The organism is Micromonospora sp. WMMD1102 (assembly GCF_029626265.1).
In the GTDB taxonomy this organism is placed as follows: domain Bacteria; phylum Actinomycetota; class Actinomycetes; order Mycobacteriales; family Micromonosporaceae; genus Plantactinospora.
The window spans coordinates 291612-304979 of sequence record NZ_JARUBN010000001.1 but is presented as its reverse complement, the minus strand read 5'-3'; the positions used below and the strand labels follow the sequence as shown (position 1 = coordinate 304979).

11 protein-coding genes are annotated in these 13368 nt (G+C 73.6%); 3 read left to right on the top strand and 8 right to left on the bottom strand.

Going from position 1 to position 13368, the window contains the following annotated elements; translation table 11 throughout:
- Window positions 1–63 precede the first annotated feature (63 nt).
- From O7626_RS01600 to O7626_RS01570, 7 genes are all read right to left on the bottom strand, one after another.
- Entirely contained in the window at window positions 64–1017 is a 954-nt protein-coding gene (locus O7626_RS01600) for a hypothetical protein (protein ID WP_278058529.1), read from the bottom strand.
- Between the two features lie 111 nt (window positions 1018–1128).
- Window positions 1129–1335, bottom strand: a complete 207-nt coding sequence (locus O7626_RS01595; protein ID WP_278058526.1) for a hypothetical protein — start codon at window positions 1333–1335, stop codon at window positions 1129–1131.
- 293 nt (window positions 1336–1628) lie between these two features.
- Window positions 1629–3062, bottom strand: a complete 1434-nt coding sequence (locus O7626_RS01590) for a DEAD/DEAH box helicase (protein ID WP_278066021.1) — start codon at window positions 3060–3062, stop codon at window positions 1629–1631.
- A 223-nt stretch (window positions 3063–3285) separates the two neighbouring features.
- The gene (locus tag O7626_RS01585; RefSeq protein ID WP_101369720.1) at window positions 3286–3489 is read right to left on the bottom strand and encodes a cold-shock protein; all 204 of its coding nucleotides are present in this window, start codon (window positions 3487–3489) and stop codon (window positions 3286–3288) included.
- Window positions 3490–3738: 249 nt separating this feature from the next.
- Window positions 3739–7206, bottom strand: coding sequence for an ATP-dependent DNA helicase (locus tag O7626_RS01580; protein ID WP_278058521.1), 3468 nt, complete (start codon window positions 7204–7206; stop codon window positions 3739–3741).
- Complete coding sequence (locus tag O7626_RS01575; RefSeq protein WP_278058519.1) at window positions 7203–10637, bottom strand: ATP-dependent DNA helicase; 3435 nt, start codon at window positions 10635–10637, stop codon at window positions 7203–7205. The genes O7626_RS01580 and O7626_RS01575 overlap by 4 nt, the downstream gene beginning before the upstream one ends.
- A 149-nt stretch (window positions 10638–10786) precedes the next feature.
- Window positions 10787–10951 carry a hypothetical protein gene (locus O7626_RS01570; protein WP_278058517.1) on the bottom strand — a complete coding sequence of 55 codons (165 nt, stop codon included), beginning with the start codon at window positions 10949–10951 and terminating at the stop codon, window positions 10787–10789.
- Window positions 10952–11023: 72 nt separating this feature from the next.
- Here O7626_RS01570 and O7626_RS01565 point away from each other — a divergent pair, with 72 nt between their 5' ends.
- Together O7626_RS01565 and O7626_RS01560 are read left to right on the top strand one after the other, a co-directional pair.
- On the top strand, window positions 11024–11494 hold the full coding sequence (locus O7626_RS01565; protein ID WP_278058515.1) for a hypothetical protein: 471 nt from the start codon (window positions 11024–11026) through the stop codon (window positions 11492–11494).
- Between the two features lie 180 nt (window positions 11495–11674).
- Complete coding sequence (locus tag O7626_RS01560; protein WP_278058514.1) at window positions 11675–12049, top strand: hypothetical protein; 375 nt, start codon at window positions 11675–11677, stop codon at window positions 12047–12049.
- 102 nt (window positions 12050–12151) lie between these two features.
- Here the strand turns inward: O7626_RS01560 and O7626_RS01555 are convergent, their stop codons facing one another.
- A complete protein-coding gene (locus tag O7626_RS01555; protein WP_278058512.1) occupies window positions 12152–13003 on the bottom strand; it encodes a TIGR00730 family Rossman fold protein in 852 nt (283 codons plus the stop codon).
- A gap of 172 nt (window positions 13004–13175) precedes the next feature.
- Between O7626_RS01555 and O7626_RS01550 the strand changes: the two genes are divergently transcribed.
- On the top strand, window positions 13176–13340 hold the full coding sequence (locus O7626_RS01550; RefSeq protein WP_278058510.1) for a hypothetical protein: 165 nt from the start codon (window positions 13176–13178) through the stop codon (window positions 13338–13340).
- Window positions 13341–13368: the final 28 nt, after the last annotated feature.

Here is a 13368-nt window from a genome sequence, read left to right as displayed (position 1 = left end):
CACCCGCGCACTCCCCGGACCGACACACCCGCGCACTCCCCGGGCCGGAACCCGCCGGAGGACTCAGGCGGGTCGGACCGAGGAGAGCGCGTGCTCGACGACCCAGTCGAAATCGCGATGGGTGCCGGGCACCGAGATGTAGAGCACCGCCGCCGTCGACCGGCCCACGTCGATGCAGGCCACGGCGGCCAGTTCGTCGGTGGCCCGCAGCCCCGGCCGGCTGAAGTGCAGCCGGAACACCGAGACCCAGGCCGGGAGCCCGCCCAGGGTGCTCCGCCCGTCCCGGATCCGCTCCAGCCGGTTCGGCTGCGGGTAGTACTCGGTCCGCACGTCGGTGGTCACCTGCCGGCCGACGCACTCCAGGTCGAAGGTCAGGGCGTCGTTCTCGGCCGCCGGCACCGCCGCCGACAGGATCGACGCGTGGTAGTCGCTGAAGCCGTCGTACTCCCGCTCGGTGACGAAGTGCTGCCCGACCTTGTACGGCACCTCGAGCGTCCCGGCGCTCCACACGGCCCGCCACGGCTGCCACGGCGCCCCGTACGTCGCGTACGAGATGCCGGCCTCCGGGTCGACGGTCCGCTTCCCGCTCAACGGCCGGCCCGGCCCGTCCGTCGGCACCACCGGCTCGGGCCGCGGCACCCCCGTCGGCCCAGGTACGCCCGGAGAGGCCGGTCCGTCCGGGACGGCCTGCCCCGGCGAACCGGGCGGCGGACACTTCCGGGCCAGCGGCGGCCGTACGTCCGTCGGCGCCTCCGGTCGGCTCCACAGCGGGTCGACCCCGCCGGAGAGGGTCAAGCCGAGCACCACCACCAGGCCGATCACCAGCAGGCTGCCGGCCGCTCCGGCGAACCACCACAGCCGACGGTTCCGTCCTGGCCCGCGTGGCGCTTCCGGCGGCTCGGGCAGCTCCGGCACCGGCGTCGGCAGGCCGATCCGGGTGACCGCACCCGCCGCCCAGGCGCCACCGGGCCGCCGCTCGGAACCGTCGTCGGTCGCACGCGGGACGTTAACCGGCATGCCTCTAGTGAACACCACCGGCAACCCGGCGAGCGGCCCGGCAACCAGTCGTGATCGCGCCGGGCCAGTACGGCGTCGTCAGCCGATCCCGGACCGGTCACATCGGCGGCGTCAGCCGTTCCCGGCCACCGTGATCCCGATGCCCCCGCCCGTGCTGCCCGGCGAGTGCACCTCCACCACCTCGACCTTCGTCGCCCCGGCGGCAACGCCGTACCAGGGGCTGAACGCGACGAGGGTGGCGAGGAGCAGACCGCTGACCGCGACCGCGAGCACCACCAGGATCTCCCGCGTCGACCCCTGATCGACACGCACGGTCATCGCAACCTCCCCCACCGCGACCCACCCCCGTGGTCGCTGGCTCCCCAGGACAGGATGGTCCGTCGATGGCCGATCCACAGTCGCCCATCGGACGCGATCAGGTGTATTCGCGGGCACAGTTGTGTTGACCGATCGGTGCACGGGTCACGCCACTCGCCGACCGCCGACAGGTCGACGGTCGACACGACAACACAGCGCGTCACCTGACGCCGGTGTTCCAGACCGTCGGCAGACCCCCGGCCGGCCCGCAACCCCGGACATCCGGAGCCCCGGTTACCCGGGGCCGGCAGCGCTCAGGCGGCCCTACGGAGCCGGCGCGGGCGGCGGTTGCCACCACCGCCGGACCTGGCCTTCGGCGCCGCCGCCGAGGTCGTCGACGCACGGGCCGCCTGCGTCCCAGCCGTCGAGGCCCGGGCCGTCTGCGTTCCTGCCGTCGAGGCACGAGCCGTCTGGCTCCGGGCCGCCTGCGTCCCAGCCGTGGAGGCACGGGGCGCCGGTGTCCGGGGCGTCCGGGTCCGGGGCGGCTGCGCCGGAGTCGACGGCGGAACCGGAACTCCGGACGGGAGCCGCGCACCGGTCAGCCGTACCAGCGACTGGTCGCCGGGGCGGACCGCCAGGGTCTCCGGCCTGATCCCCGCCTCGCGCAGGAGCTGGGCCACCTCCCGGCGCTGTTCGGGGAGCGCCAGCGTGACCACCCGACCGGACTCGCCGGCCCGAGCCGTGCGACCGCCCCGGTGCAGGTAGTCCTTCGCGTCGGTCGGCGGGTCGACGTTCACCACCAGGTCGAGCCCGTCGACGTGGATGCCCCGGGCCGCCACGTCGGTGGCCACCAGCGCGGTCACCTGGCCGGTCCGGAACTGCTCCAGGGTACGGGTCCGCTGCGGCTGCGACTTGCCGCCGTGCAGGGCGGCGGCCCGTACGCCCCTGGTCAGCAACTGGCGGGCCAGCCGGTCGGCGCGGTGCTTGGTCCCGACGAAGAGGATGACCCGGCCGTCCCGGGCCGCGATCTGCGCCGTGGCCGTCGTCTTCTCCTCGGCCTCGATCTGGAGGACGTGGTGCGTCATCCCGGTGACCGTGGCGGTGGTCGGGTCGACGGAGTGCGAGACCGGGTCGGTGAGGAACCGGCGGACCAGCCGGTCGACGCCCCGGTCCAGGGTGGCCGAGAAGAGCATCCGCTGCCCGCCCGGCGCCACCTGGCGCAACAGGTCGGTGACCTGCGGAAGGAAGCCCATGTCCGCCATCTGGTCGGCCTCGTCGAGCACCGTCACCGCGACTTCGTCGAGCCGGCAGTCGCCCCGGTCGACCAGGTCTGCGAGCCGTCCGGGGGTGGCGATGACCACCTCCGCCCCGTCCCGCAGGGCCGCCGCCTGCCGGGTCAGGGAGAGTCCGCCGACCACCGTGGCGCAGCGCAAGCCGAGCGCGCGGGCGTACGGGTCGAGGGCGGCGGTCACCTGCTGGGCGAGTTCGCGGGTGGGTACCAGCACCAGCCCGAGCGGACGGCCGGGCCGGGCACGCCGCCCGGCGGTGCGGGACAGCAGGGGCAGGCCGAACGCGAGCGTCTTGCCGGAGCCGGTACGGCCCCGGCCGAGTACGTCCCGACCGGCCAGCGAGTCGGGCAGCGTGGCCGCCTGGATCGGGAACGGCGAGAGGATGCCGTTCCGGGTCAGCGCGCCGTGCAGTCCGGCGGCCAGCGGGGCGTCGGCGAACGACTGGATAGTACGGGTCATCATGGACCTTCCTCGATGCGGTACGTGTCGAGGAAGATCCCCGGGGCCCGCCGCGGTGGCTCTGCCACCGACGGCGGTGCACCCGGTGACCGCAGCCACGGACCGGGAAACACGCGGGAGCCAGCCCGTGCCGTCGGGCGCGGGCTGGCCGCGTCACCACGCCGGTCTGGACGCGGTGGTCGAACTTCACTGCACCGGCTCACGCCGGGCAGGACCGGCTAGGTCAGATCGGGCGGATGTTCTCCGCCTGCGGGCCCTTCTGGCCCTGGGTGACCTCGAACTCCACCCGCTGGTTCTCGTCCAGGCTGCGGTAGCCGGAGCTCTGGATCGCGGAGAAATGGGCGAAGACGTCGGCGCCGCCGCCGTCCGGGGTGATGAAGCCGAAGCCCTTGTCGGCGTTGAACCACTTCACGGTGCCAATTGCCATGTGTTTCGTCTCCTGACGGAACGTTCGGTCCGCACCTCTTGCGGGCCGGGTTGTTGCCCACCGACCGGGTGGACGGCTGTCGCTCTGGTCGCCCCGCCCGGAGAACTCCGGACATAACAAAGAGCGCCTACGGTCACAATCCCGCAGGCGCACACAGAGTCTCTGGGAACCAAAACTGCAACGCGACCAGACTAGCACACCACCAGCCCGTGTACAGGGTTTTCGGCGATCAAAGAAGATCCGGTCTGCTCAGCCGGGTAGCGGCGACTCGGGTACCCGGGCCACCAGGGCGGCCAGGCCGTCGGCGTCGAGCAGGTCCGCCGGACGTACGGTGACGTTGTCGCGTACGTAGTGGAAGGCGGCCCGGACCCGGTCGACCGGTACCCCCGCCAGTTCCGCCCAGGCCAGCCGGTACGCCGCCAACTGCACCGCCGCCGCCTCCGCCTCGACCCCCGTCGGCTGTCGACCGGTCTTCCAGTCGACGACGTCGTACCGGCCGCCCGGCAGGGTGAAGACGGCGTCCATCCGGCCCCGGACCAGCAGCCCACCGACCGACGTGGCGAACGGCACCTCCACCTCGACCGGGGTGCGCTCGGCCCACTCGCCGGCCAGGAACCGCTCCTGCAACTCGGTCAGTGCCTCGTCCGGCGCGGCGTCCGAGTCGGCCGCCCCGGGCAGCTCGTCGACGTCGAGCAGCCGGCTGATCCCGTACCGCTGCTCCAGCCAGGCGTGGAACGCCGTGCCCCGCCGGGTGTAGGGCTCGGGGCGCCGGGGCATCGGCCGGCGCAGCGCGCGGGCCAGCGCCGCCGGGTCGCGGCGCAGCGTGACGAGTTGGGAGACCGACAGGTGGCCGGGGAGCGCCACCTCGACCGGGCCGGTGCGGTCGGCCAGCATGTCCCGCTCGGCGAGCAGCAGCTCGGCCTCCCGCCGCCAGGCCGCCGCAGCGGCCACCACCTCCGGCTCCGCCACCACCTCCGGCTGCGGCTGCGCCGGCTCCGCTACGGGACTGGCGATAGGAAGGGCCCCCTCTTCTACAGAATGCGATAACGGGGGGCCCTTCCTTTCACCTTCGGCGATGAGGCGGCGGACCAGGGCGGCGGCCTCGGCGAGGGCCGGGCGGCGGACGCCGAGCGGGTCGGCCGGCCACTCAGCCCGGAGCACCACCTCGGTCGTCGGGTTGCTGGCGTCCGCCGCCGGCTCGGGCGCCCAGGCGTCGACCACGAAACCGCTCTCCCCGCCGGTCTCCGGCGTGGTCAGGCACCACTCGTACACCTCGGAGAGGAACGTCGACGGCCCGCGCGGCCGCTTCGTCCCCTCGCCCCACCAGTACCCGGAGCAGAGCAGCAGCCGGCGCGGCCGGGTGACCCCGACGTACGCCAGCCGGCGTTCCTCCCGCTCGTCGTGTGCCCGCCAGTCGTCGGTGAAGGTGGCCAGCGCCCGGGCCACCGCCTTCTGGTCCTCGGCGTCGTCCAGAGCCAGCCTCGGCAGCCCGTCCGCGTCGCCGCGCAGCGGGAACGGCAGCACCCCCAGGCCCAGCAGGTAGTGGTCGGAGCCGCGGGCGGTACCCGGCCAGACGCCCCGGCTCAGCCCGGCCACCGAGACGACGTCCCATTCGAGGCCCTTCGCGGCGTGCGCGGTGAGGATCTGCACCGCCCCCTCCACCACCTCGACCTCGCCCGGGGAGAGACCCCGTTCCTCGTCCTCGGCGGCGGCGAGGAAAGCCAGGAAGGCGTGCAGCGGCGCACCGGCCGAGTCGCCGGCGAACCGGGCCGCCACGTCGCCGAGCGCGTCCAGGTGGCCGCGGGCCAGGCCGGCGTCGCCGCCCCGGCCGTCGCTGCCGGCGCGCACCGCCACCTCGACGTCGAGGCCGGTCGTGCGTTCGACGTCGGCGAGCAGGTCGGGCAGCGGCTGGTCCAGGCGCTGCCGGAGCAGGCCGAGTTCTCTCGAGTACGCCCGCAGCCGGGCATAGCCCTCCGCCGAGTACGCCTGCGCCGGGCCGAGGTCGGCCAGCGCCTCGACCAGGGTCGCCTCGTCGAGCCGGTCGGTGACGATCTCCGGCTCGTCGTCGTCCCCGGAGCGGGGCAGGTCCCGGCGGGCGCGGGCGATCGCGGTGGCCCGACGGTGCAGGGCGACCAGGTCACGGGGGCCGATCCGCCAACGGGCTCCGGTGAGCAGCCGGAGCAGCGCGGCACCGTCGGTCGGGTCGGAGAGCACCCGCAGCGTGCAGACCACGTCCCGCACCTCGGGGGTGTCCAGCAGCCCGCCGAGCCCGACCACCTCGACCGGCAGTCCCCGGTCCCGCAGCGCCGCCTCGATCGCCGGGATCTGACTGCGCAGCCGGACCAGGACAGCTGTCGTCGGCCGGGCGAGCACCGGGATCTGCTCCGGCAGGACGTCCGGCAGCCGAGCCGCACCCCGCCAGGCGGCCAGGATGCTGTCGGCGATCCAGTCGGCCTCGTCGGCGTACGTGTCGAGCAGCGCGCAGTGCACGGTGCCGCCCGGGTAGCCCCGACCGGTGCGGCCGGGGATCTCCTCGTCGACCCGGTAGGCGGCGGCCAGTTCGGCAACCTGGGCTCCGGCGGCCCGCAGCGGCGCGGCGAGCCCGTTGGCGACGTCCAGGATCTGCGGCCGGTTCCGCCAGCTCGTGGTGAGCGTGCACACCTGCGCCGGGGTGCCGTCCGGCTGGGCGAACTCGGTGCGGAACCGGTCCAGGGTGCCGGCGCTGGCCCCCCGCCAGCCGTAGATCGACTGGCACGGGTCGCCGACGGCGGTGACCGGGTGCCCGCCGCCGTAGAGCGAGCGGAGCAGCACCACCTGGGCGTGCGAGGTGTCCTGGTACTCGTCGAGCAGCACCACCTTGTAGCGCCCGCGCTCGATCGCGCCGACCTCCGGGTGGTTCCGGGCCACCAGCGCCGCCCGGGCCAGCTGGTCGCCGAAGTCCATCGCCTCGAAGTCGTCCTTGCGCCTGGCGTACGCCCGGACCAGCGGCAGCAGCCGCAACCGGAGCTGTTGCAGGTGCAGCGCCTTGCGTACGTCGGCGTAGACCCGGCCGGGGCGGGACTGCACCTCGGCGAAGAACCGGCCGGTCCAGGCGGCCAGGTCGTCCGGGGTGGCCAGGTGTTCGGCCAGGTCGGCGGCGAGCGCGAGGACGGCGTCGGTGACGGTGCTCGGCTGCCGCTCCACCTCGGACATGTCCCCGTCGTGGTTGCGGACGATCGAGTCGACGATCTGCCAGCGGGACGCCTCGGTGAGCAGCCGGGTCGACGGCTCGTACCCGGCCCGCAGCCCGTGCTCGGTGACGATCCGGGCCGCGTACGAGTGGTACGTCGCCACGGTCGGCTCGCCGCCGAACGGGTCGTCGTCGCGGTGCCGGGTGTTGCGGCCGAGCCGGCGCACCAGCTGGCCGAGCCGGGTCCGGATCCGGGTGCCGAGTTCACCGGCCGCCTTGCGGGTGAAGGTGAGCCCGAGGACGTGCCCGGGTTCGACGTACCCGTTGGCGACCAGCCAGACCACCCGGGCGGCCATCGTCTCGGTCTTGCCGGAACCGGCCCCCGCGACGACCAGCAGTGGCGCGACCGGCGCCGAGATGATCGCGGCCTGTTCCAGGGTGGGCGCCGGCAGCCGGAGCAGCTTGGCCAGCTCGACCGGGGTGAACCGGGGTCCGGCGTCGGCGACCCGCTGACTCGGCGGCGGGGTGAACAGGGAGGGCTGGGTCACCGGCCGCCACCGCCACGCTGGCCCGGTGTCCTCGGCGGGGTGTCCGGGCGACGCCGGGCGGGTGGCTCGACGACCTGGCGGCCCTGGCCGGAGATCGGGCAACTGCTGCGCACCGGGCAGACCCGGCACTTCGAGTTGGCGACGGCGGAGAAGGTGGCCGCGGCCATCGTGTCGGCGGTACGCCGGACCATCGCCCGGGCCCAGCTGCCGGTCTCCTCGGCGGCGGCGGCCGGCGGCTGGACCTGCTCCCGGGCGTCCTGGGTCGAGGTGCCGAGCTGCACCAGTGCCGCACCGCCGGGCTCCGACCCGGCGCCGAGGTCGGCGAAGGCACCCGCCTCCACCGCCGCCTGGTACGCGCCGAGCTGCGGATGCTCGGCCAGCTCGGAGGCGGTCACCGCGGTCGACTTGCCGGTCTTGAGGTCGATCACCACGAGCCGGCCGTCGGCGTCCACCTCCAGCCGGTCCACCCGGCCGGTGAGTTCGATCGGCCGTCTCGGGTCGTCGAGGCGTACCGCGAACTCGTGCTCGATGGCGAGCAGCCGGCGCGGGTTGCCGGCCAGCCAGCGCAGCAGCTTGTCCACCATCACCTCGGCACGGGCCCGTTCGGCGCCGGCCATCCAGCGGGCGGCGAGTTCGATCACGTCGAACCGGGCGGCGACGTACTCCAGCAGTTTGCCCCGGTCGGTGCTGGCGTCCTCGGCGAGCATCGCGGCGGCGTGCACCAGGTTGCCGACCCCCTGCGCGGAGCTGGCCGGCGCCCGCCCGCCGTGCCGTTCCAGCAGCCAGCGCAGGCTGCACCGCAGCGCACTCTCCATCCCGGACGGGGTGACCCGGACCGGTTCGCCCTCGTCGACGAGCGGCCGGTCGTCGGAGAGCGGGCGCAGCCCCCACCAGTCGTCGGGATGCGCCCCCGGCACCCCCGCCACCGCCAGCCGGGCCAGTTCCTCCGCCGCCGCCCGCCGCCGCCCCGGCGACGCCTCCGGATCGACGACGGCGGTACGCAGCTCGGCGACCAGCGCCGACAACGTCAACGCCCGCGGCGGCCGCCCCACCGGAAGCACAGCTGCAAGGAAGGGCCCCCCGTTATCGCTTTCGGTAGTAGAAGGGCCCCCGCCTAACACCTCAACCGCGGCGTCGGCGTCGGCGTCGGCGTCGACCGTCGGGCCGAGTTCGTAGAGGAAGCGGCTCGGCTGTTCCTCGTGGTCGGCGACCCCGACCGCCGCCGAGGCGACCGCGCTGACCAGCAGCCGGCGCCGGGCCCGGGTCGCGGCGACGTAGAAGAGCCGGCGTTCCTCGTCGAGTACCGCCGAGGTCTGCCCGACCAGGGTGGCCGCCGCCCCGGCTCCCTCGCCCCGGCCGGCGAGCAGGTCGACAAGCCGTTCCGAACCGAGCAGGCTGCCGCGCAGCCGCAGGTCCGGCCAGATACCCTCCTGCACCCCGGCCACCGCCACCAGGTCCCACTCCAGCCCCTTGGCCGCGTGCGCGGTGAGCAGCCGTACCGCCTCGCCCTTCTCGGCACTCGGCGCGAGGGTGTCGGCCGGCAACTGCTGCCCGAGCACGTGGTCGAGGAAGACCTCGGTACGCGCCCCCGGCAGCCGGTCGACGAACCGGGCCGCCGCGTCGAAGAGTACGACTATCGCGTCCAGGTCCCGGTCGGCCGCCGCCGCCCGCCAGCGCAGCCCGCTGTCCTGGGCGGCTGCGCTGGTACGGGACCGGGCCAGCGCACCGGACCAGCGCTCGGCCAGCCCGCTGGACCGCCACACCGCCCAGAGCACGTCCTCGGCGGTCGCCCCGGGCGCGGCGGCGGCGGACCGGGCGGCCGCCAGCAGGTTGGCGACCGCCTGGGCCGGTGCCGCCCAGCGCCGCTCGATGGTGAGCAGGTCACCCGGCTCCCGCAACGCCTCGACCAGCAGGTCCCCGGAGGGGCGCCGGTCGCCGCCGGCCAGCGCGAGCGCCCGCAGCCCCTGCCGCAGCCGTCGCTCGGCCAGCGGGTCGGCACCGCCCAACGGGGAGTGCAGCAGCGTCACCGCCGCCTCCTCGTCCAGCCGGTCCGGTTCGAGCGCGCAGCGCAGCAGCAGCAGGATCGGGGCCACCGCCGGTTGCAGGTGCAGTGGCAGGTCCTCGGCGTGCACCACGGTCGGCACCCCGACGGTATGCAGGGCGCGCTGCAACGGCGGCAGTTGCAGACTGGTGGAGCGGAGCAGCACCGCCATCCGCGACCAGGGCACCCCGTCGAGCAGGTGCGCGGAACGCAGCGCGTGTGCCAGGTAGGCCGCCTCGCTGGTGCCGGACCGGAAGGTGTGGATCTGGACCGTCCCCGGCTCGGCGTCCGGCAGCGGGCGCAGGTCACGGTGGGCCACCGGCCCGCGCAGCCGCCGCGCCAACCGCCGGGTCGCGGCCAGCAGCTCCGGCCCCGACCGGTACGACGTGTGCAGCAGCCGGGTGCCCGCCACCGCCCCGGAGACGGTACGGAACCGGTGCGGGAAACCGTGCACGATCTCCGGGTCGGCGCCTCGGAAGGCGTACGTGGACGAGTCCGGGTCGGCGAACGCCACGAGTGGCTTGCCGCCACCGGCCACCAGGTGCAGCAGGTCCACCTGGGCCGGGTCGGTGTCGGCCAGCTCATCGACGTAGACGTACGCCAGCCGGGCCCGTTCGGCGTCGAGCAGGTCGGGATCGTCGGTGAGTAGTCCGGAGGCGGCCCGGACGAGTTCGGCGGGGTCGTAGGCGACCGAGCCCCGGGTGGTGACGTCACGCAGGGCGAGCACGGCGACGTACTGCCGCAGGAAGCGGGCGGCGGCAGGCCAGTCGGCCCGGCCGAGTTTCTCGCCGAGCCGGGCCAGCTCGACCGGGCCGACACCCCGCTCGGCGGCCCGCATCAGCAGGTCACGGAGCTGTTCGGCGAAGGCCCGGGTACGCAGTGCCGGCCGCAGCTCCGCCGGCCAGCCGACCGGGTCCTCGATCTCGTCGGCGCTCTCGGGAGACTCGTCGTCGACCCCGACCACGCCGAGCAGTTCGCGGATGATCAGATCCTGCTCGGGGCCGGTGAGCAGTCGCGGGGACGGCTCGCCGCGTTCCGCCGCCGACCTGCGCAACAGGCCGAAGGCGTACGCCGGGAAGGTGCGGACCAGCGGCTCGTGGAGTACCCGGTTGGTGACCTCGGCGATCCGGGCCTCGATCCGGTGCCGCAGTGCGGTGGCCGCCCGGCGGCTGAACGCGAGCACCAGAACGCGTTCCGGGTCGACGCCCTCGACGACCCGGGCGACCACCGCCTCGACCAGGGTGCTGGTCTTGCCGGTGCCCGGTCCACCGAGGACCAGCAGCGGACCGTCGGTGTGTCCGACCACCTCCCGCTGCACGGGGTCGTCGTGTCGCGCCGGCCCGGCCTCGGCCGGCCGACGGACCAGCCGGTACGCCTGCACGCCGCCCATCACACCACGCCGCCCCGACGCGTCCCCCTCAGGTACGCCTCGCGCCACGCCCCGGGCGCGCTCCCGGTACGTCCACCGACCCCGACAGGTCCTAAATGGGGTGCGGATGGGCACGTACAGTGCGGTCAAGAGGGTGTCGAGGTCTGTCGTCACAAACGACCATCGATGCCCTCTCTTCTTGCGCTGGTCAGCGCCGATTCGAGGACCGTGCGAGTTATCCGGGCCAGCCGCCACCCGGCCCCGACCAGGGCAAATCCGGTGGGTTCGAAGCTGGCGTGAAGCTGATAGATCGTAATTTCGTTCTCGCCGCCCATGCGGCGAAGCCTGGCGATTCCCCCTGGATACCTCCATCCCGGGGCGAGTTGCCCGAAACTGGGAGGTACGCGATGAAGTATTTGAGCAGGTTGGCAGTGCTGGCCTTGCCAGTAGTCGCCGCAGTGTCGCTGGGCGTCGCCGCAAGCGCTGCCCCGGGTACTGGTTCACAGTTGCTGGCGCCGGCATCGGGTGACACGGGTTCGGCCTCACGCTCCGGCTCTTCCGTGGCGGCGGTGCCGAGGAGTTACATCAGCAATGTGAGCGCCATCGTTAGCATCGGAGTGATAAAGGACCGCGACGGGAGCTACGCCAAGGGGAGTTACGACGCGCTACTGCCGGTGGACCGGCGCACGGACAGCTACCTAGATTGGGACCACGCCCAGGGCTTCTACATCGGCCCAGGGTTCTGCGCCGACCTCTTCTCCTGGAATGGTTCCACTTGGATCTCCAGCGGCACCGTCGGATCCGGGACATGGTGGCCCGATCAGACCCTCCCCGGTCAGAGCATCGCGAGGTGGGAGGTACTGGCGCACCGCTGCTGATCTGTGACGCGGCACTAAGGCGCCCGGCCGCAAAGTCCATTTGAAAGCGAACTGAAGTCCGCCGGGCGTAGCGTGCCAGCCAGACCAGTCGACGATGACCGCCGATGTTCCGCTTCGGGGGCGACACGTCGACGGCGGCCGGTAACTTATCAGCCCTTCGAACGTTGGGGAGGACTTCTCGTGGAAATCATCGAAGCAGCGCCGACGCAGTCCCGGACGACGGCACGCCGATCGCGCGCCTGGCGCCGCGCGACCCGGGTGGCCGTGGTCGGCGTGCTGGCCGGTGCGGCTGTCGGGCTCGCCGCCTCGCCCAGCCTCGCCGCCACGGGCCGGATCGTCATCAGCAGCCCCGCTGGCGCAAGCGCCGTCCTGGTCAACCCGGCCGCCGGCTGCCGCGACATCAACGGCACGTTCCCGGCCGGCACCACGGTCAGCAACCAGACCGACTCCACGATCGTGGTCTACACCGGACGGGCCTGCACCGTCCCGTCGGCCACTCTCCCACCCGGCGGCTCCACGGGCTTCTCGTCAGGGAGCATCCGGGTCCTGTCGTAGTCAGCGGTACCGGACGGCCCGCTCCCGGGAGACCGGGGCGGGCCGTTCGCACGCCGGACGTGCCCGGCAGGTTTTGCGGACGCGTCCGGGCGGGTCGACGGTTCAGCGCGAGTTGCGTGCCCCGGCGGCCGATTGCTGGGCCGCCTCGGCCTGGGCTATCGCGGTCTCCTGCAACGCCTCCTGCTCGGCGGCCAGCGCCGCGTCCGCGTCCACGATGTGCCGGACGGCGGCGCTGACGTCGTCGGTGACGATGATCAGTTCCAGGTCGGCCGGGCTGATCTTGCCGTCGGCGGCCAGCGTGTCCCGGAGCCAGTCGAGCAGCGGGCGCCAGTAGGTCGTACCCATCAGCACCACCGGGAACCGGGTCACCTTGCCGGTCTGCACCAGGGTCAGCGCCTCGAACAGCTCGTCCAGGGTGCCGAAGCCGCCCGGCAGCACCACGAACGCCTGGGCGTACTTGACGAACATGGTCTTGCGGGCGAAGAAGTACCGGAAGTCGATCGCCATGTCGACCCAGTCGTTGATGCCCTGCTCGAACGGCAGCTCGATGCCGAGCCCGACCGAGAGTCCGCCGGCCTCGGTCGCGCCCCGGTTGGCCGCCTCCATCACGCCCGGCCCGCCGCCGGTGATCACCGCGTAGCCGGCGGCGGCGAGCGCCGCACCCAACTGCTCGGCCAGCTCGCACTCCGGGCTGTCCGGCTTGCTGCGGGCCGAGCCGAAGACGCTCACCGCCGGTGGCAGGTCGGCCAGGGTGTCGAAGCCCTCCACGAACTCCGACAGGATCCGCAGGGCCCGCCAGGCGTCCTTGGTCTTCCAGTCGCCCCGGCTGCGGGAGTCGAGCAACCGCTGGTCCGCCGTACTCAGCGGGATGGCCTCGCGGCGCAGCGTGACCGCACCCCGATGGCGTTCCGGTCCCGGGCCCCGGCTGCCGTTTCGTCCCTGGCTGTGGTTCATGGGCTCCACGGTAATCCGGTGGACCAGGGCCGGGGTGGCGTGATCGCGTACGTCACGGGACGAACCTCGGCGCCGAGGCAACCAAACGGGGCTGACCGGCGTCTTACCAATCACACAAGGGGGAACGCGCGGCGCCCACGTCACGGCCGCGCACCTTCGGGGGGCAACGGTGATGACCAGCGGGGAGATCATCCGACTGCGACGACAGATGCAGCGCCGGATCCGGGCGGTGGTCGCGGAGCGCCGGATGGCACGCAACGCCGCACCGGCCGGCGCGATCGAGGACGTCTCGGTGCCGGAGCAGGAATCCCGTACGCAGCAGCACGTCGACGGCTAGTCCGCCGACCCGACACACCGGGAAAGCC